This window comes from Lacinutrix salivirga, from assembly GCF_053604675.1.
The window spans coordinates 61244-84978 of the sequence record NZ_JBSHNP010000088.1 but is presented as its reverse complement, the minus strand read 5'-3'; the positions used below and the strand labels follow the sequence as shown (position 1 = coordinate 84978).

Genomic DNA, 23735 nt, shown 5'->3' with positions numbered 1-23735 from the left:
AATAGTAACTAACATTGCATATTTGCTATCCTTAAAAAATAGATTATGAGTTTAAAGAAAGTTTTAGCCATTTCTGGGAAGCCAGGATTATATAAATTATTAACCCAAACACGTTCAGGTTTTGTTGCAGAATCGTTAATAGATAAAAAGCGAATTTCTGTAGGATTACAACAAAATGTAAGTGTGTTAAGCGAAATAGCAATCTATACTTTAACAGAGGAAGTGCCACTTAAAGCTGTGTTTAAAAAAATCCAAGACAAGGAAGATGGTAAGGAAACTTCTATTAGCCATAAAGATGGAAAAGATAAATTAGAAGAGTATTTCTTTGAAGTTTTACCAGATTATGACGAAGATAGAGTGTATGCAAGCGACATAAAAAAAGTTGTACAATGGTACAATATGCTATTAAAAAACGACTTGCTTAACTTAGAAGACGAAGACGCTTCAGATGAAGAAGAATAAATAAAATATTACCAATTAAAAATCCAGCCAATCGCTGGATTTTTTTGTTTATAGAAATAGTACTTTTACAAAAACATAAAAAATGAATTCTAGAGCAGACCAACTAAAAGCCTTTGATAGATTGTTAACTATAATGGACGAGTTGCGTGAGCAATGTCCTTGGGACAAAAAACAAACTATGGAAACACTACGCCATTTAACCATAGAAGAAACCTACGAATTAGGAGACGCTATTTTGGATAATGATTTAGAAGAAGTAAAGAAGGAAGTTGGAGATCTCTTATTGCATTTAGTGTTTTATGCTAAAATAGGAAGCGAAACAAATAGTTTTGATATTGCAGATGTGTGTAACTCTATTTGCGAAAAACTAATTTACAGACATCCACATATTTATGGCGATGTCAATGTTAAAGATGAAGAAGAAGTAAAAAGCAATTGGGAAAAACTGAAGCTAAAAGAAGGCAAAACAAGTGTGCTCGAAGGTGTGCCTAAAAGCTTACCAGCATTAGTAAAAGCAAACCGAATACAAGATAAAGTAGCAGGAGTAGGTTTTGATTGGGAACAACCAGAACAAGTATGGGAAAAAGTAGAGGAGGAGTTACAAGAGTTTAAAGACGAAGTAAAAGCCAATAACAGAGATGCTATGGAAAGCGAATTTGGAGATGTTTTATTTTCAATGGTGAATTATGCACGTTTTTTAAAAATTAATCCAGAAAATGCTTTGGAGCGCACAAACAAAAAGTTTTCAAAACGCTTTCAGTATTTAGAAGCAAAGGCTAAAAGCTTAAATAAAGACTTAAAAGACATGACTCTTGGTGAAATGGATGTTTTTTGGGAAGAAGCCAAAAAACAGTAATTGGAAAATCTTTTTAGTAGATTTTTCAAATACCTCAATTTTTGGGAAGAAGCCAAAAAACAGTAATTGGAAACTCTTTTTTAGTAGATTTTAAAATTAATATAAAATTCTCAAAACCAGATAATTAACATTTAATATTCTTCTTTACTTATCAGAACTATAAAAAAATTTTATTTTTTTATAGTCTTCGTAGTCCAAAACTATTTTTGTTGCGTATATATATAAAATGATATGGTTTTCATAAGAATAATTGGTTAATAGCAAACACAAATAAACTTGTCATATCATTTAAAAACAATTGTATTTATAGCTTTATAAATACTATTAGTTAGTTTAGTTAGGAGCCACAATCCTGCTTGTTTATACAAGCAGGATTTGGTTTTTTATACCTTTTGTAATTGCTCATAATTTGCTCAAAAAAAAACAGCTTTTACATGTAAAAGCTGTTTTTATAAAATGAGTTTATTTTGTAATCTCTTTTTGCTTAATATAATTCCTTAATTTTTTTAAGTTTAGTTTTCCAAAGCGTTAAAGCGTCTTTATGCTTAGCAATGTTTTTGTGTACATCTTGCACTAAAGGGTTTTTATCATCCACATTAGAGAAAAACTGTAAATTGTTTTCTAACTGGTTGATTTCTCCTTTAATTTCATCCACTTTTTTTCTTATAAAACTACGTTCGTTATCTAATACTCTAGAGTCCTTTGCTGTACTTAAATCTTGTAGTTTATTATCAAATTTAATAAGCTCAACTTCGGTTTTATTCATATCCAACGATGTAAATAAACCATCGAGAGCTTTATTAAATTGTCCTTCTATTTGGCGCTTGTTATTTGGTACACGACCAACGTTTTTCCATTTTTGGATATACTCTTTAATGTCTTTTAAATCTTCTTTTTGATCGCCTTTAAGTTTTAAGCTTTCTACTTCTTTTAAAAGCGTAGTTTTGGTTTCAAAATGTTGCTCTTCTTCTTGTGTAGCAGCATTCCTTTCAGCATGTATGCGATCAAAATAATGATTACAAGCAGCTTTAAATTGTTTCCAGATCTTGTCGCTGTCTTTTCTTGGTACATGGCCAATACGTTTCCAATCGCCTTGTATTTTTTTCATTAAAGGTGTAGTGGATTCAAAATCTTCACTGTCTTTATTGTCTTCTGCAATTTTAATAAGCTCTAGTTTTTTTGCTAAATTATCGTATTGGTCTTTCTTTAAATTTTTGTAAAACGCATTTTTGGTTTTATTAAATTCTCTAACAGCAGATTTAAACTTAGTCCACGTTGCTTCATTAACCTTAATAGGTACTTTTCCTGCTTTAAAAAATTCGGCTCTTAATGCTTCAATTTCTTTAATCTTATTTTGGATCACACCATGAGATTTCATTTCAGAGGCAGTAATTGCTTCAATTTTATCAATAATCTCGTGTTTGTTTTTTAGATTTTGCTCGTAAACTTCATCCAATTTAGAGAAATATTCTTGTCTTTTATCGTGTATTTTTTTTGTTGCCGCTTTAAATCGATCCCAAACTAATTCTCTATGTTCTTTAGCTACAGGTCCTAAATCTTCTTTCCATAATTTATGTAAGACTTGGAGTTCTCTAAAGGCTCTATTGGTGTCATCGTCTGCAGCAAGTTCTTCGGCACGTTCTATAATTTTAATTTTCTGCTCTAAGTTATGCTCAAAATCTTTGTCTCTTAAGTCTCTGTCTAAATGTAAGAGGTCGTAAAATTTCTCTACGTTAAAGTGGTAGCTATTCCAAGCATTATTATATTTATCTCTTGGTATTGGACCAGCTGTTTTCCATTGGTCTTGTAAATCTTTAAAGGCTTTGTATTTGGAGTTCATACTGTCTTCAGCATCTTCCATTAGCGCTTTAATATTTTCAATTATAGTAAGTCTTTTAGATAAGTTATCTTTTAAACTCGACTCTAAGTTTTTATAATGTGCGTTTAGTTTTTGTCTGTATTCCTTATAAAGGGATTTAAATTTATTTTGAACAGGATTAGAATAGTGAAAATCGATTTCGTTTCCGCCTTCGCTTAAAAATGCTTCTTTTCTTTCCTCTACAAGTTCGTTATACTTATTGTAAAATTCGTTTTTAATCTCGTCTGCAGGTTTTTTTATAGCTTGGATTTTTTGAGAGTTAAGTAGTTTCTCAAATTCTTCTACCAAAGCATCCATAGAGAGCTCTTCGTAAGCTTTTTCTTCTATATTATGTCTTTCACTATTGCCTTCATCTTCAGCATCTTCAGCATTAGAGGCTTCAATTTCGTCTAAAGCAGCATCCTCTTCATTAGGTGTTGCTTCCTCTTTAATTTCTTCCGAAGTTACTGTAGATTCTGTGCTTTTAACAGCTTCTTTCTTCTCAATTCCGTCTGCATTTTGCAGGTTATCTTGCTCTGACATTTTAAAATGTTATTTATTACTGTATTAATTAGTGTTTAAATATACTAACAACTTCAATATATACAAAGGTTGTAGAGTTTTAATTTTAAGTTACTTGTTCCAAATAGACCAAGATTTTTCTGCTTGTAACACTAACATGTTATAGCCATTTATAATGGTAGCGCCTTGTGATTTTCCTAATTTTAAAAAAGTGGTTTCTTCAGGATTGTAAATTAAATCGAATAATATATGTTTATTATTAATTGCATGGTAAGGAATTTCTGGTCGTTGCTTAACATTTGGAAACGTACCTAAAGGTGTACAATTAATTATAATAGAGGCATTATTTATATGGTCATCTAGCAAATTGTTATAAGCCATTGTACTATTATTTGAAACGTTGCGAGACACAAATTTATACTCAATATTAAGTTGTTGTAGTGCAAAAGCAACCGCCTTACTTGCACCTCCAGTTCCTAAAATCAATGCTTTTTTATGATGTGGTTTTAAATGCGGTTTTAAGCTGTTTTTAAATCCATAATAGTCTGTATTGTATCCAATAAGCTTTCCTTTTTTTGTTATTTTGATAGTGTTAACTGCACCAATTTTTTTAGCTTTTTTATTCAGTTTGTCTAAATATGGTATTACAGCTTCTTTATAAGGAATGGTGACGTTTAGGCCTTTAATATTTGCGTTTTTTTTAAAAATGCTTTTAAATAATTTAATATTTTCTATGTCAAAGTTTTCATAGGAAGCATTTTCGATTGCTTTTTGCTTAAACTTAGTTTCAAAATACCCTTTAGAAAAAGAGTACGAAATGTTTTTGCCTAAAAGTCCGAATCTACGCATTTGCTGGTCTGGTTTTTCGTCCATAAAGTTCTAAACCTAAAACAATTGCAATACCTATAATTATAAACAAAAGGGCTAAAAAAGTCTCTTGGTTTAACTCAGGTATGTACCTATTATAGTTTTCTATAATTTTTTTACCTGTGGAATCTAGCATATAACTGTTATCGGGATTTGTTTTAAAAACAGTTTTTTTCCAAGGCCAAACTACACCAAGTGAGCCAACAATAAAGCCTATAATAGTTGCAATAGTTATGCTTTTATAATGTTTTAAAATATAGTTTAAAACATGCGAAAAGGTTACTAATCCTGTTATGGAGCCTAAAGTAAAAACAGCTAATACTTTTAGTAATCTTAATCTAATAGTATTTTCTAAAAAACTAAAATCGCCTGAAACCATTTCAATAAATGTGTCGTATAAAGCATTTACAGAGTCCACAAGTAGCAATACATAATTTCCTAACAAGATTAAAATAAAAGAACCTGAAAATCCTGGAAGTGTCATACCAGAAACGCTTATTATACCACAGAAAAACACAAAAATAAGATTATCATTTTCGGTAGCAGGATCTAAAAAACTAATCGCAATTCCTAGAGCCACACCTAAAAAGAGACTAAGGTACGTTTTGGTATTCCAGTCTTTAAAATCCTTGCTTATATAGTAAATAGACCCTAAAATCATCCCAAAAAAGACACTCCAAACATATAGCTCATAATGCTTTATAAAATAATCTAAAATCTTAGAAATACTAAAGTAGCTAATTAGCATTCCAAAAAAGAGAAGACTTAAAAATGGACCATTAATATAATTGTAAAAGCTTTTAAACCGACCAGTAAAAAGTAGCTTAAATGCATTTTTATTTACTTTTTGAAGGGAGTAAATAAACTCTTCGTAAAAACCAGCAACAAACGCAACAACACCACCAGATACACCAGGAACTTTATTAGCTGCTCCCATTCCTAGACCTTTTAAAACCAAGAAAAATTTATCTTTTAGTGTACGCGTTTGTTCCATTATTTCTTTTTAGCGCCTAGCTTTTCTAATATTAAAATGGTTAAAAACCCAAAGGTCATTAATATAATTGCAATTAAAAGTTGATCGTCAATACCATTAAGTTTGGCATAGGTAAATGGCGAAATACTTTCTTCTATTACAATTTTATAGGATTCGAAATCTAGTGTGTTTTTTTGGTGTACAGAAAGGGTTGCTAAATCAGACACTTTATTAAAAGGTACAATTTTACCAGATGCATCATCCATTACAGTAATTGTACGTTTCCAAGGCCAAACTTTGTTTAAAGAACCTGCAATAAAACCTGTTAAAACCGCTAAAGTTATATTGTTATAATGTTTAAATAGCCATTTTAAAAGTCTGCTAAAACTTAATAAACCTACAATAGCTCCTAAAGCAAAAAGTGCAATTTTTTTAATATCGAAATCATGAAACGCATTGCTTAAGGTTTTATAAGCACCAAGAATAACCAATATAAACGAACCAGAAATGCCTGGTAAAATCATTGCGCAAATAGCTATTGCACCTGCAAAAAACAGAAAGAATGAGTTTGTACTAGAGGCTAAAGACGGTAAGCTAGTAATGTAAAATGCAACAAGTGCTCCAACAATTAGTGCTATTACAGTAGGAATATTCCACTTTGTTATTTGTTTACCAACAAAATAAATGCTAACTAAAATAAGGCCAAAAAAGAACGACCAAATAAGTACAGGATGTTGCTCTATAAGTACTTTTGCCAAGCGCATAAAAGAGACAAAACTAATTATTAAGCCAATGAGTAAAGCAGATACAAAATTACCATTAGCTTGTCGCCAAAAGGCGCTAAAGCCTTCGTTTTTTAGCGTTTTGAATAATGAAATATTAATGTTGCTTATGGTATTTACCAACTCTTCGTAAATACCAGAAATAAAAGCTATTGTGCCTCCAGAAACTCCTGGAACTGCATCTGCTGCTCCCATTGCAGCACCTTTTAATGAAATAATTAGGTAATCTATAAAACGTCTTTGCATCTTTAGTTTTTTAGTAAACCAAAGGTATATAATTTTTAAAAGAAGATGAGTTTTATATTAAGAATTTAACCTATTGGTATCTTTTAGCATTTGATACACTTTTGGAAATAATTCTTCGAGAATAATTACTTGCTCAGCATCAAAAATAAAGGCATTTTTTAAATGGTAACTTGCCTTTTCTGTTTCTAAAAGTTTATAGTATAATCCTGCAAGTCTAAATTCTATTTCTGCTTGTTCTGGGTAAAACTCCGACGCTTGTAATACATTTTTAATAGCAGATTCAGGTTCACCTAATAGTATAAGGACATCGCATCTTAGTAACCAAGTTTCTAGCTCATAATTCCCTAATTCTAAGGCACGCTTTAAACCATGTTCGGTTTCTTCATAAAACTTTAAACGATGATTGATTTGTGCATATAATTTCCAGTACTTAACATTTTCACTATCTATATGTATTGCTTTATTTATATAGTATAATGCTTTTTGGTATTTTTTTTGTTTGTTGTAAAATTTGGTAATAGCAATCCATCCTTTATCTAATAATGGGTCTTCTTTTACTGTTTTATAATAGTACTGTACTGCTAACTTTTTATCTCCTAATTTTTCGTAACATTGTCCTATTCTTAATAAAGCAAAAGACGTTGGATCTTCTAATTGAAGGGAAATTTCATAATTTTCTATCGCTTCTTTATATTCGCCAAGTTTTTCTAATACCTTACCTTTTTCGAGGTATGCACCTATAAAAGTATCGTCAGAAATTATAGCAAAATCAAAAGCAGCAAGTGCTTTTTTATAGTCTTTAATGGCGTAATATTGCTTTCCTAGTTGGTGCCAAGCGACTTCGCAATAAGGATTTTTGTCTAAATAAATGTTTAAATAGGTGACTGCTTCTTCATTTTGGTCTAAAAAATCGAAACAATAAATAACATTATAAAGTGAGGTGTAATCTTCTGGGTCACTTTCTAGGCACTTCATGAAGCTTACTTTTGCATTTTCAAATTGATCTAGAAATAAATATTCCATACCAATTAGTGAGTATATATCTACATTATCTTCCGAAAGGTCTAAGGCTTTAGTTAAGACATCTATGGCAAGTTCATGCTTATCTTCTTTAGATAAAAGATTTGCTTTTTGAATGTGGATTTCTTCATTTAAAGGCTCAACAATATACAGTTCATTAAGTAGTTTATTGGCTTCATCGAGTTTGTTTTCAAAAATGAAAACTTCAGTTTTAAATAATTTAAGATTTGTAGAGGTTGGATGTTGTTCTAATCCTAATTTAATAGCCTTTTTTGCCAATGCCACCTTGCCTTGATTAAGGTAATAGTGGATTATATTTTCAAATTCTGCAGAGTCAAAAAACAACACATTGTTTGTTTTTAACATCGATTCAAATTTTGTTAGCGATAAGTTGTTATGGTCTTCTTGACTAAACTCCATAGGCACTTGTTTATAGTTCAATAAATGTAATGTTCATTAGCCGTTTGAAGGCTTTAAAACATTAAATGTTTTTAACAAAGTAATTAACACTTTGCACTTTAATAGTTTGTTTTTGGTGGTTTTTAATTGATTTTCAGTAGGTTAAAAGCCTACTTTTTTTGTGTTATTGAATTAAGTATGTCAATAATAATGCCACAACCTTTCTCAATTTCTTCATTTGAAATCGTTAAAGGAGGTGTAATTCTAATAGCTTTAGTTTCAAAAAGAAGCCAAAATAGAATTAAACCTTTGTTTTGCGCTTTTAAAATAATTTCATTTGTTAGTTCTGCGGAAGGCGTTAGTGCAGCAAGCATTAAGCCTTTGCCTCTAATTTCTGTTATGAGAGGATGCTGTAAGAGTTTCCTAAATAAAGCTTCTTTTTCAAGTGTTTTAGCCATTAAATCACTTTCGGTTATTTCTTTTAAGGTAGCAAGTGCAGCTGCTGCAATTACTGGATGACCACCAAAAGTAGTGATGTGACCAAGTTTTGGATTGTCCTGCAAGCAACTCATCATTTTTTCTGAAGCTGTAAAGGCTCCAATTGGCATGCCACCAGCTAATCCTTTACCTGTAACCAAAATATCTGGTTCGCAATTATAATGCTCAAAACCAAAAAGCTTTCCTGTACGTCCTATTCCTGGTTGAATTTCGTCTAAAATAAGCAAAGCACCAACTTCTGTACAACGTGCTTTAATTTTTTGTAAAAAGTTATTTTGAGGCTCAATAACACCTGCTCCACCTTGTATAGTTTCTAAAACAACACAAGCTGTTTTTGTAGTAATGTGTTTTAAATGAGGCTCGTAATTGAAAGTAATGTGACTAACATCTGGTAACAAAGGCCTAAATGGTGCTTTGCGTTCCTCGAAATCCATAAGACTAAGTGAGCCTAAAGTATTGCCATGATAGGCATTATGAGCGGCAATTAGTTGTGAGCGACCAGTGAAACGTTTGGCTAGTTTTAGTGCACCTTCAATAGCTTCGGTTCCAGAATTTACTAAATAAGTGGTTTGTAAATGTGCTGGTAAATATTTGGCTAATAACTTGGTAAGTTCGACTGCTGGTTTTTGAATATATTCACCATAAACCATAACGTGCATATAGCTGTCGAGCTGTTTTTTTATTGCTGAAATTACTCGTGGATGTCTGTGGCCTAAAGGTAATGCGGAAACTCCTGCGACAAAATCTAAATAGGCTTTGTTATTTGTATCATAGATATACGAGCCTTCTGCATGAGCGATTTCTAAAGCTAAAGGATGTGGTGTTGTTTGTGCCTGATATTTTTGAAAATCACTACTCATTTTTCTTTAAAATAGGTTTTCTTCCAGAGTCTGAATTCATAAGAGAATCTCTCATTTTTTGAGGTAAACGTCTTGCCGCTTTTGAGGGTTTTTGCTCTGCTTTAAGTTGTGGTTTCTTAGCTTCGGTTTTAGGTTTTGTTTCTTCTTTTTCGGCTTTTTGAACGCGTTCAATTAAAGCTTCATCAAAAAACTCTTCTTGTGGCACATAAGCTTCCAAACCTTTAATTACTGGTAGGTTTAAAGGTGGATCGTCTTCAAAAAGGCTTTCTACACTTGTTGGACGTTCGTCTTCTCGCCAATCAAAACCTCTTAGTTTTCTTGCGTTTTTTGGAAACTCAGTTTCTGGATATAGTTTGCCTTCTACTTGATTGTTTTTTCTAAGCTCAACAATTTCATTAGCTTCAAAATACATCACAATACTTGCAGATTTTGATTTTTCGATACCTATTAATTCGTTTTCATCATTTCTTGCGTAATAAATAGATTCTGCATTTTTAATCACATCAACTTGTTTTAGCTTGTTATTTTCATTAAACAAACCATAGAGTCGTTTACCAGAAATTTGATTGTAACCATCTTCACTTATAGTGTCTTTACTTATTAAAAAGGCATTTTCGAATACAATTAGCGAATCTAATTTCTCTGTTTTTGGATTTGATTTTAAATGAATAGTATCTCCTGTCATCTGATTGGCGAAATTCCAGAGAATAGGTTTGCGTTTGGTGGCAAAGGCATCATTAGACGATAAACGCGATAAATTGATAAGTTTTGTAAGTCCTGTTTTGTGATTAGCATGTATAGAATCTGCTTTTCCGCTCATATCGGATTTAAAAATTTTAGCGTTTCTAAAGGCTCTCGTAATTCTATGTTCTGGCTTACCAGTAACCATTAGCGTGTCTGCATGCATAAAAATAGAATCGTTTTCCTGAAGCGTAATGGCTAAAGCGCGTTTGGTAATAAACACGGAGTCTTTATCTTTAAACACTTCGGCATAATGACCTTTAATAATGCTATTATTTATAGTGTCTGTAATTGTAATATTATTGGTTGCAGAGGCGAAATTTTTCAAACGGTTAAAAAACAAACTGTCGCCTTCTATAATGCGATTATCGTAATCAATCCTCGATTTTCTTACAAAATGGCCTACTTTATTTTTGGTGTCGTAAAATCCACGTTCGCTATAAATTTTACTCGAAGCGTCTGTTATTGTACTTGGTCCAAACATATAAGCGTGTGCAGTTGTTGTATAATAATCTAACTGCTCTGTTTTTAATACGTAGTCTGGATTTACAAGTTTTACTTTGTTAACAAATTGGTATTTTTTCTGGTTCATGTAGTAACGACCAATTGTACTTGTAATAGTACCAGAACTATCTCTTACCACAGTGCCTCCTGTTTTATAAAAGGCTTGTTGTTTTACACGATCAAAATAGAGTTTATCTGTTGTTAATTTTGAGCTTGGCTCTGTTAACACCACATCTCCACTAGCAAATGCTAATTGGGTTTTTCCACTATATTCGGCGTAATTGGCATTCATGTTTATAGTATCGCCTTGCTTCATTTTTACGTTTCCGTAGGCTTCTATAAAATCGTCTTTACTATATATAATGGCTTGGTCACACCACATGTCTATGCCATCGTGGAATACGTGGACTTGTCCTGCTTCGCTACGCGTTAAAATTCTAGCTCCTGGATATTTTTCTTCGTCGATATCTCCAAAACCTGCTTCCCTAATCTCAATACGTTTGTTGTTTTGAGCTTGAGCAATTGTGCTTAAAAACGTAAGACTTAAAAATAGGAATATGTATTTGTGTAATTTCAATATAATGTATTGTTTGCGCAAAAATAATGATAAATTTAGTTAAGTATTAGTGCTTTTGTAGTCACTTATGAAAACTTTATGATTAAATACCAAAAAACCTGCCAGTTTTTGTTGGCAGGTTTTTAGGGGTTGTTTTGTAATTTCTTTTATTTAGTGTTCAATAGAATGTTTATGCTTCCACTTGGTAATTTATAGCTTTTTTTATTTTTTAAATCATAAATAATATCGCTATAGACACTAATTTTGAAAAATAACACCTCTTTGTTATTAAAACTAGCTTTTGCAATCCAATGTCCTTTCCAAAGAAATATAGAGTTTGTTTCTTTACTAGTTTTAAGTAGAGGTATAACTTTTTCAGTTTTTAACTTAAAAAAATCTTTGTTTTGCAAATAAGAAGGATCTAACCCTTTTTCTTTATAAATGATAAATTCATCTAAATTTGACCAATCTAAATTGTTAGGTTGGCATGAGAAAAATGATATAAGAATTATAGTAATTAAAATATTTTTCATGTTAACAATCATCATTATTTTTCTCATAATGAATAGTGATAACTTTACTTTGCGCTATTACATTATTACTTAATGTGCATAGAGTTAATAAAGTTGTAAAAATAAGTCTGTACATGGCTATATATTTATTTTAACGCTCCAAGCTAACTTAGAGCGTTTTGATTTGGGTAATATGTTTTAAAATTATAATAAGTACTACTACTTATTTATTCTCTTGCTAACTATTTTATTTATAATTAAATAGATAATAATTACAAAAATTATAATACACACTATAATTTGCCAATTTAAAATAGTAAAGTAATAATCACCTATACTAATATCCATATTTTTTTTATATCAAAAGTTAATAATTCTATAATGATCTATAAAAAAAGCATTTAAATAAGTGAATTTTTCTTCTGACCTAATATTAGATGCTTTTTTTAATAAAAATTGTTTAGGAAATTCGTAATAAAAAAGATTGTTTGTTATTTCATTTTTTATTAATTCTACTAGTTTTATTGTGTCAAATGAATAACTTTCTTTCAAAGTTACCTTATTATAATCTACATCATTATTACCTTCTAATAAGCAAATATGATAGTATGGTATTAGATGACTAATGTAAATTGATAGCACATTTATTTTTGATTTATAACAATCCAAAACAATTTGAAAATTATAAGAAGGAAAAGTTAAACCCATTTTGAACTCAGTTATTGAAAGAGGTCTAATTTTATTTTCTAATTTTTTTAAAAAAAGATTAAATTCAGTGTTATTTGAATTGTTATAATTTGTTTTTTCTAAATAACGTTTAGCTTCCAAACTGTCATTATAATCTATGTCAAATATAGATTTTCCTTTTGGGTAATATAAATAAGAAATAGTATTTAAATAGTTTTCGAATAACATTTTACAATAATTTTAGTCACAATCATCTGGCAGAAACCAATAGCTTTCATAGTCTTTAATTGGACCATTAAAGCCCAATGGAGGAGTGAAACTGGCTTTTCCACCACTAATATGTGTACCATTTGTCATTTCATCTCTTATATACTTTCAAAGTACTTTTTTTTAAATTTTGGCTTTCGACAACTGTTAATGTTTTTCCTTTATCAAAAGGTAAACTATAAACAAATATACGGTCAAATTTAGAGTTTGGAATGCCTTTAATGTAAGAGTATTTATAACCAAACCCGATGTTTTTCTTTGTATTAATAGGACGCAAATTAAAAAGAGAACCAGAATCCCTATTTATTAATCCATTAAAATCAGATTTGCTAGTGTTTTGTAAATTCTTTAGCTCAACAGTTAAGTATATGCTACCTGAATATTCTTTTTCGTAATAAAAACTTATTGAATTGTCATTATTTTTCTCATAATAAATAGTGATATCTTTACTTTGCGCTATTACATTATTACTTAATGTGCATAGAGTTAATAAAGTTGTAAATATAAGTCTGTACATGGCTATATATTTATTTAAACGCTCCAAGCTATTAGCTTGGAGCGTTATGGAGATATTTTAGTTTTTGTTTATATATAACTTTTTTACTGAAATATTATCAATAAGCCCATCATTATCAGAATCTAAAAAAAAGATATTTTTATGAATTACTAATTTACCATTTTCATTTTGATTATTGTTTGTGATTTTTTGTAAAAAGCTATTCTTATAAATTAGTTTAACTGAATCAATTTTAAAGCCTACACAAACCCCTTCCGAAGTTTTATATTTTTCAGAATCAGTACTAATAGATTTTATAACATTGTTTTCATCGGTAATAACTTCAATATCAGATACGTTTCTTGTGTTGACTTTATCACCTAAGTTTATATTTGATATTCCAGTTTGTGTTATTAATTTACTAGTTTTTGAGCAAGAAGTAAAGTTAAAAATAAGAAAAACAAATAAAATATTTAATATTGTATTATTCATAATTAGTTGCATGTTCCATTATTATTTTGCGTGTTACTATTATTTGTGCTTCTTGTAGCTCCTTGAGGAACTGTCATATTTCTAATATCCTGACCAAGATTACCTGGATTACTACCATTCCCTCCATAAGGCCAAACTCCATTTGTATCAGGAAGCGATATACCTATTAAATTAAAAACTTGATTACCAAAATCGGTACAATTATTTGTATTTAAATTGTAATTAGCACTGTAATTCGTAATTAAATTATGAACATTTGCTAACTGTGTAGGCGTAATATTTGTAGATAAACTTACGTCAAATTCTGTGTCACTATTATCTCGAATTAAGCCAGCAGAAGTTATTACACCACTTGTCGGATTAATTGTATTTGGTGTAGGGTAAAATCCTAAATATCTTGTTATACCATTTTGATTGATACCAATAAAAGTATGTCCTACATCAATAGGATCAGAAATGCTCAAATTATAACTATACGGATCTGTTGAGTTTGGTATTGGTTGGTCTACGTATATTGTTATTTCAGCACTTTGAGTTAGATCAAAACATTTTAAATATTCCACTAAGTTTTGAATAGGATTTCCACCATAATCTACAGGAAAAATATCCGACCAAATATCATCAATTTCTTCTTGCGTTAATATAACTTCTTCATTATGATTATTACCGACTCCTCCAGCATGTGGACCATTATAGTGGTCATGATATGAAGCATCATCTATATCGTAAGGCATTCCATGATAGTCATTATTTGGTGGTATATATACCCATTCTGTTGTTGTTCCATCATAAGAAGAGTGAGAATAATACAAAGTAGAGCCTCCTCCAGAATTTGAATACCAATCTGTATAATGGTTAGTTCTTACCAAGGTCCAACAGCCAGCACAATGTGTTCCACCTACTGCAGGAGCTCTTTCAAGAGTATTAATTCCTGTAAAGTCTTGTAGTGTAATTTTTTCAATAATAACACCTTTTTCGTAAGCTTTTATTATTGTGTTTTCTCCTTTTAAATTGTAATGATATACTGTGCCATTAAAGTCTTTAGTTTTAAAATAGCCTAATTCATTCGGTAAATTAGTGTTACTAGATAAAAATTTAATAATCTCATAATTCCATAAATCATCATCGTCTTGGTATACAATTAATTTAAACACAGAAAATTTTTCTAATTCACTTCTTACTTTTAAATGTGTATTAAATTCATAAGTTAAAAAAGAGTTTTCGTTGTTAACTTTTTGATTATAGTTTGTCCAATCTACATCTAGATTGTTTTTTATAAATGAATTACTAAAATTTTCTAGCGTAAAATTGTTTTGTATTTGTTTAATTTCTGATAGCTCAAGGTTTGATATACTCTCTTCCGAGCAACTAACATTAAGTAAAAGTATTCCTAGAGCTAAGAATCCGATTTTTAATAAATTTTTCATTTTGTGTTTCATAAGTTTAGTTTTTAAATTTTTAATGAAACAATAATAAGTTGTATTATAATTTTAAAAGTACGAAATATTAAGATAGTTAATTATTTCGGACACCTTTTTTATATTGCACAGGTGTTTTGTTAGTAAATTTTTTAAATGCTGTATAAAAACTTGATTTAGAATTAAAACCCGCTTCTAACCCAATTGACTCAATTGTATAATTTTTGTAATTATTATCTAAAAGCATTTCTTGGGATTTGTTTATCCTTAATTTATTAATGAAATCATTAAAATTATAGTTAGTATTAGCATTAAATAATTGGGATATATAACCTTTACTTATCTCAAATTTATCAGCAACTAAGGTTAAGTTTAAGTCTGGATTTAAATATATTTCTTCTTCTGTAATCCAATCCATGATTTTGTTCAAAGATTTGTTATTAGATATATTGTTATTTGGTTTTAAAAGTTTTGAAAAAGTGTTTTGCTCTATTAAAGCTATTCTTATCGTTTCTCTATCATTATTAATTTTAGAATTAATAATACTTACATAAGAAATCCAATATACAAGTAACGAAATGCTTATCCAAAGAGGATAATAGATTTTAAGTCCAGTATTTAAACTAGTTTGCATTATTATTATAGTTGCAAACCAAAATAAACACATAATACCTCCAATATAAAGTATGTGTATTAACCATTTAGTTTTAGCTCTAACGTTTTCTTTTATATATTCAATATTATTTTTTTTATAATTTTTAATTTTTAGTATAATAATTACAATTAATATTAAATTGAATAAGAATGAGAAAGTTTCTAATAAAATATTTATTGTTCTTAATTGATTATCATTGAAGAATAATTTATAGGATATTATAATATTAAAAAATAGGCTAATAAAAAACGGAAGGATTAATAAAAATAAATTTTTATTTGAAATTTTATTTTTTAAATAACTATTAACAAATAAAAAGAAAAAGGGAACTATTAAGGTGTCACAAGGAATTCTTAAGTTAACAAAAATTGATATAAATCCTTTTAAACCAACGTCATCTATCCAGTATTGTAAATTGCTGAATGATAAAGCTAAAACGGTAAATACAATATAATTATTAGTCTTAGATTTATATTTTTTATTAAATAATACGATTAGGCTAAAAATTAAGCCTTGTATTATTCCAGTGAAAATAATTATATTGTATATATTAAAATTTAAATCACTCAAATTCAGTTACATAAAAATAGTCTGTTTCCTATCTGGTCCAACAGAAACCACATGGATAGGAATATTGAGTTCTTTTTCTAAAAACGAGATATAATCGTTTAATTCTTTTGGAAATTGCGCTTTATCTGTCATTTGAGTTAAATCCTCTTTCCAGCCTTTAAAATCTGTATAAATAGGAGTAATGTTTTCAGGTTCTATATTGTATGGTAAGTGCGTAATAGTTTCTCCTTTATATTTATAAGCTGTTGCGACTTTAAGGGTTTTAAATCCAGAAAGCACATCACCTTTCATCATCATTAATTTAGTCACACCATTAACTTGGCAAGCATATTTAAGTGCTACTAAATCTAACCAACCACAACGACGAGCACGTCCTGTAACTGCGCCAAATTCGTGTCCAATACGTGCCATATCTTCGCCAACGGAATCAAATAATTCGGTTGGGAAAGGACCAGAACCAACACGAGTAGTATAGGCTTTAAAAATTCCATAGACGTCACCAATTTGATTTGGTGCAACACCTAAACCTGTACAAGCTCCTGCTGCAGTGGTATTACTAGAAGTTACAAAAGGATACGTCCCAAAATCGATATCTAATAAAGACCCTTGAGCACCTTCGGCTAAAATAGATTTACCAGAGTGTTGCGCTTGGTATAAATACTCTTCAGAATCTATAAATTGTAGTGATTTTAATACTTTAATAGATTCGAAGAACTCAGTTTCCATTTCTTCTAAATCATACTGTACATCTACATTATAAAAATTAATCATCGCCTCGTGCTTATTGGCTAAAGCTCTGTATTTATCTTTCCAATCTGCTAACTCTAAATCGCCAACACGAATGCCATTACGACCTGTTTTATCCATGTACGTTGGACCAATACCTTTTAAAGTAGAGCCGATTTTAGCTTTTCCTTTAGAGGCTTCACTTGCCGCATCTAATAATCTATGAGTTGGTAAAATAACATGTGCTTTACGCGAAATGATAAGTTTAGCTTTGTAATCAATATCAAATTGATCTAGTCCTTCCAGCTCTTTTGCAAAAACCACAGGATCTATAACTACACCATTACCAATCACATTCATAGATTTTTTATGAAAAATCCCAGAAGGAATAGTGCGTAATACGTGTTTTATGCCATCAAATTCTAGTGTGTGACCAGCATTTGGTCCACCTTGAAAACGTGCAATAATATCGTAATTAGAGGTTAAAACATCGACAATTTTTCCTTTGCCTTCGTCTCCCCATTGTAGTCCTAGTAGTAAATCTACTGCCATTGTAAAATATTATTTTTTGGTTGATTTTCGGTTGCCGTAAAAGTAGAGTGAGTGTGTGTTGATTTCGATATCAAAAATCTCTTCAATTGTTTTTTTAATAGATTGAATTCTTGGGTCGCAAAACTCAATCACTTCTCCTGTATCAGTAAGGATAACATGATCGTGCTGTTTATCGAAATACGATTTTTCGTAATGTGCTTGGTTTTGACCAAACTGGTGTTTTCTTACCAAACCACAAGTTAAAAGTAACTCTATAGTATTGTATAAGGTTGCACGACTTACACGATATTTTTTGTTTTTCATGTTTAAGTAGAGCGATTCTATGTCAAAATGCTCCTCACTATCGTATATTTCTTGAAGTATAGCGTAACGTTCTGGAGTTTTACGATGTCCATTACTTTCTAAAAATGTAGTAAATACATTTTTTACTATTTCCTGATTTTTAGTATCTGTTTTCACACTCATATATAGTGGCAAATTTACGGAATTTTTTGAGTATTCTTATACTTAAAGAATTGTTTGGTAGAAGTGTTATTAATAATTGTTAATAACTGTTTTTATTCTCTAGAAACGTTATCAATTCCGTTTACCTTTTTGAGGTTTTCCATTAGCTTTTTAAGCATGGTTTGGTTGTTAACCACTACATTAATTTTTCCTGTAAATATACCATCGTCACTTTGAAAGCTAATACTTTTCATATTAACATGCATATTAGATGAAATGACTTTAGTGATCTCGTTAACCAAGCCTAAATTATCTATACCAGACAATTTAATTTGTGCTGCAAACTCTTGTTGAGAGGAGTCTATCCATTTTGCAGTCATAATCCTGTAGGCATAATTGGATTGTAAGCTTACTGCATTTGGACAGTTTTTTTTATGCACTTTTATGCCATCGCTAACGGTTAGAAACCCAAAAACATTATCTCCAGGAATTGGAGAACAACAATTAGCAAAGGAATAATCTAATTTTTCTTCTTCTTTACCAAATACTAAAAGATCGTATTTTGTAGTAACTTCATCCTTTTCAATGTCTTCTTTATTAGTCGATGGTTTTCTGGAAATTTTATTTTTAATATAGCTCATAAAAGCATTACTCCTTGAGGAAGCATACTCTTTAAGCATTGTGTTATCAATAGTGCCAAGTCCAACACGATAAAATAAATCTAAACTTGTTTTAAGTTTAAAATGATTTACCATTTCGTTTACAGAGTTTTCATTAAGCGTAATTTTAAGCTGTTTTAATTTTCGTCTTAAAATTTCTTTTCCTTCTTCTCCTAATACTTTCTTTTCATCATTTAATGACGCTTTTATTTTGCTTCGAGCTCTTGCTGTAGTTGCATAATCTAACCAGTTAGAATTTGGTCTAATATTCTCTGAAGTCATGATATCTACACGATCTCCACTTTTTAATTCGTGACTTAAAGGCACTAATTTACCATTTACTTTTGCACCTCTGGTTTTCATGCCAACTTCTGTATGTATACTAAAAGCAAAGTCTAAGGGTGTTGCGCCTTTTGGCAAGGATTTTAAATCTCCTTTTGGAGTGAACACAAAAATTTCTTTAGAGTAGAGATTGAGTTTAAACTGCTCTACAAAATCTACTGCATTTTGTGAGGGATTTTCTAAGGTTTCTTGGAGTTTGTTAATCCAATCGTCTAGACTATCTTCTTTATCGTCTGTATTTTTGTATTTGTAGTGGGCTGCATAACCTTTTTCGGCAATTTCATTCATACGCTCACTACGTATTTGCACTTCTACCCAACGTCCTTTTGGTCCAACTACTGTAATGTGTAAGGCTTCATATCCTGTGGATTTAGGTGAAGAAATCCAGTCGCGAAGACGAACAGGATTTGGCCTAAAGTGATCGGTTACAACTGAATATATTTTCCATGCCAGAAATTTTTCGTTTTCAAGATCACTTTTATAAATAATTCTAATGGCAAATTTATCGTAAACTTCATCAAAAGCAACACCTTGTTTTTCCATTTTTCGACGTATTGAAAAAATAGATTTTGGACGGCCTTTAATATCATAATTTAAACCTTCTTTATCTAACGATTGTTTTAGGACATTGCTAAATTCTTCGATATAAGCATCTTGTTCTTCTTTGCTTTCTTGCATTTTTTCTTGGATGTCATTAAATACTTCTGGTTGAGTATATTTTAATCCAAGATCTTCAAGTTCTGTTTTAATATTATAAAGTCCAATTCTATGTGCCAAAGGCGCATAAATATAAAGTGTTTCGCTAGCAATTTTTATTTGCTTATCTGCACGCATAGACTCCATGGTTTGCATGTTGTGTAAACGGTCTGCGATTTTAATAATAATTACACGCACATCATCATTAAGAGTAAGCAGCATTTTACGAAAATTCTCTGCCTGAAGTGAGACATCCATATCCTTTTTTAAGGATGATATTTTTGTAAGTCCATCTACAATTTTCGCAATGGTTTCTCCAAAAAGTTGTTCGATATCTTTTATGGTGTAATCGTCGCTATCCTCAACCACATCGTGGAGTAAGGCAGCAGCAATTGACGTAGCATCTAATCCAATTTCTTTAGCCACAATTTTAGCCACAGCAATGGGATGAAAAATATAGGCTTCGCCACTTTTTCTGCGTTGGTCTTTGTGCGCATCAACAGCAACCTCAAAGGCTTTGCGTATTAGTTTTTTATCGTCGGTTGTTAAATCGCGATAGCTTACACTTAAAAGCTCTTTGTAGGCTTTGGTTATGGCCTGATTTTCTTTTTCTAGATCTACTGCTGTCATATTGTGATTTCTATACTAAAAATAGTAAAAAAATTGAATGTGCAGTATGTTTTTTGAAGATTAAACTAAATAAGTTTATTTTTTATAAACCTGAAGTTTTAAACCCATTCCGTAATTGGTTAGGCCTTGGCTTAATAGGTTAGAGTCGTTAATGTTATTTTGGTCAAAACGTTGCCATCTGTTTCCATTTAAAAACACGCGTTTTACATACGTGTTTTTACCAATAACCTTATCTGTAAAAGGTAAAAGAGGTCTAAAGGTTGTTGAGACTTTTACAATACCTCGTTTTGTTTTTACTTCCTGATATTTTTTGTTTGGCAGTAATTTGCCTTTAACATTGGTATAACCTAAAACCTGAATTGAAACATAAATACCAGATTTAGGCACATAAATATTGTGTTTGGAGACGTCGATTTCTAATTTGTTTTTGCTGTTTTCAGTCGCTATAAATAATACATTATCACTGGTTAAATGGTCTCCAGGCACACCATTGTTGTTTTCGTAAAACTGAAGTCTAAATAAGGTAGAAAATTTTAATTTGTTAGAAGATTTATTATCCCAATTATCTTCCACTTTTATTGGTACAAGTACTTTTGAAACCTGTTTGGTTTTTGTGTCGTTGTTAGGGAAAAATACTGCTATTTCTGATTCTATGGTTGGTAACCAACATTTAAAATAGTCGTTGTAGGCATTAGGTTTAATAGTTACAGTTTTAAACTTCCCTTTTGGTTTTGTAGTTATTATAACTTCATCTAAAGCTTCGGTTGAAGGTTCTAAAAAAAGTGTAGATGCTAAATTTTTTGTTGCAAATGTTACTGCTTTGTAGCCTACTGCAGAAATGTACAACGAGTCTATATCGTTATATAGTTTTTGGGTGAAAATAAACTGACCATCTTCATCCGCAAACAACCCATTACCATTACCAAAAGATATAGTTGCAAATGAAACACCAATTTTTGATTGCCGATCTTGTATTACAGTTTGGCTACAAACTAAATTGCTAATTACTAGTGCAATTATAATAATGTATTTGTTCATTTTTTTTGTTTAATGCTTCTGGGTACAATGGTGTAAACGCTAAAATAAGGCGATGTATTACTTAACTGATTATGGTTTTTAATACCAACGTTTCTTTTTCTTTTTAGACGCTTCGCTTTTACGTCCTTTTTTATATTTACTGCCTTGTTTTTTATGTATAATTGGTTTCGCTTTAGGATCTAAAGGATAAGGATGATTCTCCTCAACTGGGATTTGTACATTAATAAGTTGTTGTATGCTTTTTACATAGCTTTTTTCATCTGCAGAACATAACGAATACGATTTTCCAAAACTACCAGCACGACCAGTTCTACCAATACGATGTACGTAGGTTTCTGGCACATTTGGCATATCGAAATTAATAACTGCATCTAACTCATTTATATCAATACCACGAGCTGCAACGTCTGTTGCAATTAAAATATTTACATACCCATTTTTAAATTTTTTAAGCGCATCTGTTCTTAAATTTTGCGATTTGTCGCCATGGATAGTTTCTACTTTATAATCATTTTTTAGTAGTGTTTGTTCTAATTTATCGACACCAAATTTTGTGCGTCTAAAAATTAAAATATTTCCTTTAATTGTGTTGCGAAGTAAGTGTAAACACAATTCGATTTTATTTTTTTTAGGCACATAATATAAAACCTGGCTTACATTTTTTGCAGCAGAAGACGTTGGAGTGACCTCAATACGTTCTGGGTTTTTTAAAATGGTGTTGGCTAATTGCTCTACTTTAAATGGCATTGTTGCAGAGAATAGCAAAATTTGTTTGTCTTCAGGACACAGACGTTCTATTTTTTTAACATCGTCTATAAATCCCATATCCAACATTAAATCGGCTTCGTCCAAAACAAGAGTTTCAATATAATCTAAGTTTATAACATCTTGTTTGTGTAAATCTAGCAAACGACCTGGAGTAGCAATTAAAATATCTACACCTTTATTAAGCACATCTTTTTGTGGTTCTATACTTGTACCACCATAAATAACAGTACTTGTTAAGTTGGTGTTTTTACCATAGGTTTTAAAGTTTTCTTGGATTTGAGCAGCTAATTCTCGAGTAGGACTTACAATTAATGCTCTTATTTTTTTTCCTTTTTTAGAGGCTACTTGCTTATCGTACAATACCTGTAAAATTGGCAATGCAAAGGCAGCTGTTTTACCAGTTCCTGTTTGTGCAGAGGTAATTACATCTCTTTTATCTAATACAAAAGGGATTGTTTTTTCTTGCACAAGTGTTGGATTGTCGTAACCAGCTTCTGCAATGGCTCTTAAAAGAGGCTTGTTAAGTTGTAAGTCTTTAAAGGACATGTATTTTAAACGTTTACTACAAAGGTAGTTTTTTAATCCTTACTTTATTGAAAAACTAATTTAGGAGATACGTTTTTATCATCATTTTTAATCACATTAATTGTATATGTAGCTACAATATCGTTGTCAATTTTTAAATGAATATCGTAAAACCCTTTGCGCTTTATTTGAGTTTGAAATGAAATTGAATCCTGTTCTTTTTTAAGGTTGCTGATTTCAAATTCTCGTTGGTTGTCTCCAGAGAAGTAAACTAATTTAATCTTAGCATTTGGATTATTTTGAAGCATTTTAAATCTGAATTTGATGTTTTCATTTTTAAAAGCAGTCACACTCATTTTTTCTGGACTAACAGGTATTATTTTATGCGAAAATGTTTCAGAATAAACGAGTGGAGTAGCAATAAAATTTTCAGCAATTAGCTTTTCGTTTAATAACCATTTTTTATGTATTGGATAATGGTTTTGAGCAAATAAAACAGGATCTGTTAAAAAATAACCATCGTTATAATCACTAACAAAATAACCGTTGGATAGCATGTAACCGCTAGACCAAGTGGCATCACACAAATACCATTTGTTATTTAGTTTTACAACATTCCAAGAGTGGTTAGCTAACTCTAAAGAGTTAATGTTTGTACTCACTGATCGTGCGTAGCCATCAATTATTTTCGATTCTATGTTTGCTAAAAAACATAGTTCTTTTATTAAATAGGCATAACCAGTACACATAGTTTTCTTTTTGTTTAGCAGTGTTTTAAAGGCTACTTTTTTAAACTTCTTATTCCAGTTTATATACCCTAAACTATCATTTTGTAGTTGTTTACGCTTTTTACTTACTTTATCATGCTGGTTGGAGTCTCCTTTAATATTAGTACACACCCAAGTGTAAATGGCTCTAAATTTCTCAACTTCTGTTGGTAAATTTTTGGTGAGTTTATGTGCTAACAAAGGCATGTTATTTAAACTATGACCTTTGTGAAGTTTAGCACGATTATCTGCAACAGTAAAATCTATAGTTTTAAAATCCGAGATTTGCGCATTCCCAACAGAGAATGTTATAATGACTAGAAAGAGTAGCGTATGTTTCATAAAAA

The 23735-nt window shown here is 30.5% G+C and carries 21 protein-coding genes; 2 read left to right on the top strand and 19 right to left on the bottom strand.

What is annotated here, in order from left to right; genetic code table 11:
• Window positions 1-45 precede the first annotated feature (45 nt).
• Together ACVC5O_RS04700 and mazG are read left to right on the top strand one after the other, a co-directional pair.
• A complete protein-coding gene (locus ACVC5O_RS04700) occupies window positions 46-462 on the top strand; it encodes a DUF5606 family protein (protein WP_452220313.1) in 417 nt (138 codons plus the stop codon).
• 82 nt (window positions 463-544) lie between these two features.
• A complete protein-coding gene (gene mazG, locus ACVC5O_RS04695; RefSeq protein ID WP_452220312.1) occupies window positions 545-1318 on the top strand; it encodes a nucleoside triphosphate pyrophosphohydrolase in 774 nt (257 codons plus the stop codon).
• Between the two features lie 484 nt (window positions 1319-1802).
• Here the strand turns inward: mazG and ACVC5O_RS04690 are convergent, their stop codons facing one another.
• From ACVC5O_RS04690 to ACVC5O_RS04600, 19 genes are all read right to left on the bottom strand, one after another.
• Window positions 1803-3719 carry a DUF349 domain-containing protein gene (locus tag ACVC5O_RS04690; protein WP_452220311.1) on the bottom strand — a complete coding sequence of 639 codons (1917 nt, stop codon included), beginning with the start codon at window positions 3717-3719 and terminating at the stop codon, window positions 1803-1805.
• 90 nt (window positions 3720-3809) lie between these two features.
• A complete protein-coding gene (locus ACVC5O_RS04685; RefSeq protein WP_452220310.1) occupies window positions 3810-4571 on the bottom strand; it encodes a shikimate dehydrogenase family protein in 762 nt (253 codons plus the stop codon).
• The gene (locus ACVC5O_RS04680; protein WP_452220309.1) at window positions 4540-5559 is read right to left on the bottom strand and encodes a DUF368 domain-containing protein; all 1020 of its coding nucleotides are present in this window, start codon (window positions 5557-5559) and stop codon (window positions 4540-4542) included. Before ACVC5O_RS04680 ends, ACVC5O_RS04685 begins: the two co-directional genes overlap by 32 nt.
• Entirely contained in the window at window positions 5559-6566 is a 1008-nt protein-coding gene (locus ACVC5O_RS04675) for a DUF368 domain-containing protein (protein WP_452220308.1), read from the bottom strand. The genes ACVC5O_RS04680 and ACVC5O_RS04675 overlap by 1 nt, the downstream gene beginning before the upstream one ends.
• A gap of 57 nt (window positions 6567-6623) precedes the next feature.
• Entirely contained in the window at window positions 6624-8006 is a 1383-nt protein-coding gene (locus ACVC5O_RS04670; protein WP_452220307.1) for a tetratricopeptide repeat protein, read from the bottom strand.
• Window positions 8007-8155: 149 nt separating this feature from the next.
• On the bottom strand, window positions 8156-9343 hold the full coding sequence (locus ACVC5O_RS04665) for an aspartate aminotransferase family protein (protein ID WP_452220306.1): 1188 nt from the start codon (window positions 9341-9343) through the stop codon (window positions 8156-8158).
• On the bottom strand, window positions 9336-11165 hold the full coding sequence (locus ACVC5O_RS04660; protein WP_452220305.1) for an OstA-like protein: 1830 nt from the start codon (window positions 11163-11165) through the stop codon (window positions 9336-9338). The genes ACVC5O_RS04665 and ACVC5O_RS04660 overlap by 8 nt, the downstream gene beginning before the upstream one ends.
• Window positions 11166-11311: 146 nt before the next feature.
• The gene (locus ACVC5O_RS04655; protein WP_452220304.1) at window positions 11312-11704 is read right to left on the bottom strand and encodes a hypothetical protein; all 393 of its coding nucleotides are present in this window, start codon (window positions 11702-11704) and stop codon (window positions 11312-11314) included.
• A gap of 312 nt (window positions 11705-12016) precedes the next feature.
• The gene (locus ACVC5O_RS04650; protein WP_452220303.1) at window positions 12017-12571 is read right to left on the bottom strand and encodes a hypothetical protein; all 555 of its coding nucleotides are present in this window, start codon (window positions 12569-12571) and stop codon (window positions 12017-12019) included.
• A 130-nt stretch (window positions 12572-12701) separates the two neighbouring features.
• Window positions 12702-13127, bottom strand: coding sequence for a hypothetical protein (locus ACVC5O_RS04645; RefSeq protein WP_452220302.1), 426 nt, complete (start codon window positions 13125-13127; stop codon window positions 12702-12704).
• A gap of 57 nt (window positions 13128-13184) precedes the next feature.
• On the bottom strand, window positions 13185-13598 hold the full coding sequence (locus ACVC5O_RS04640) for a hypothetical protein (protein WP_452220301.1): 414 nt from the start codon (window positions 13596-13598) through the stop codon (window positions 13185-13187).
• Between the two features lie 2 nt (window positions 13599-13600).
• Entirely contained in the window at window positions 13601-15037 is a 1437-nt protein-coding gene (locus tag ACVC5O_RS04635) for a hypothetical protein (protein WP_452220300.1), read from the bottom strand.
• Window positions 15038-15113: 76 nt separating this feature from the next.
• Window positions 15114-16241, bottom strand: coding sequence for a helix-turn-helix domain-containing protein (locus ACVC5O_RS04630; RefSeq protein WP_452220299.1), 1128 nt, complete (start codon window positions 16239-16241; stop codon window positions 15114-15116).
• A gap of 6 nt (window positions 16242-16247) precedes the next feature.
• Entirely contained in the window at window positions 16248-17519 is a 1272-nt protein-coding gene (locus ACVC5O_RS04625) for an adenylosuccinate synthase (protein ID WP_452220298.1), read from the bottom strand.
• Between the two features lie 9 nt (window positions 17520-17528).
• Window positions 17529-17984: a Fur family transcriptional regulator gene (locus ACVC5O_RS04620; protein WP_452220297.1), complete on the bottom strand. Its 456-nt coding sequence runs from the start codon at window positions 17982-17984 to the stop codon at window positions 17529-17531.
• A 92-nt stretch (window positions 17985-18076) separates the two neighbouring features.
• Window positions 18077-20290: a RelA/SpoT family protein gene (locus tag ACVC5O_RS04615; protein ID WP_452220296.1), complete on the bottom strand. Its 2214-nt coding sequence runs from the start codon at window positions 20288-20290 to the stop codon at window positions 18077-18079.
• 75 nt (window positions 20291-20365) lie between these two features.
• Window positions 20366-21328: a hypothetical protein gene (locus tag ACVC5O_RS04610; RefSeq protein WP_452220295.1), complete on the bottom strand. Its 963-nt coding sequence runs from the start codon at window positions 21326-21328 to the stop codon at window positions 20366-20368.
• A gap of 78 nt (window positions 21329-21406) precedes the next feature.
• Window positions 21407-22642 carry a DEAD/DEAH box helicase gene (locus ACVC5O_RS04605; protein WP_452220294.1) on the bottom strand — a complete coding sequence of 412 codons (1236 nt, stop codon included), beginning with the start codon at window positions 22640-22642 and terminating at the stop codon, window positions 21407-21409.
• A gap of 44 nt (window positions 22643-22686) precedes the next feature.
• Window positions 22687-23730, bottom strand: a complete 1044-nt coding sequence (locus ACVC5O_RS04600; protein ID WP_452220293.1) for a transglutaminase domain-containing protein — start codon at window positions 23728-23730, stop codon at window positions 22687-22689.
• Window positions 23731-23735: the final 5 nt, after the last annotated feature.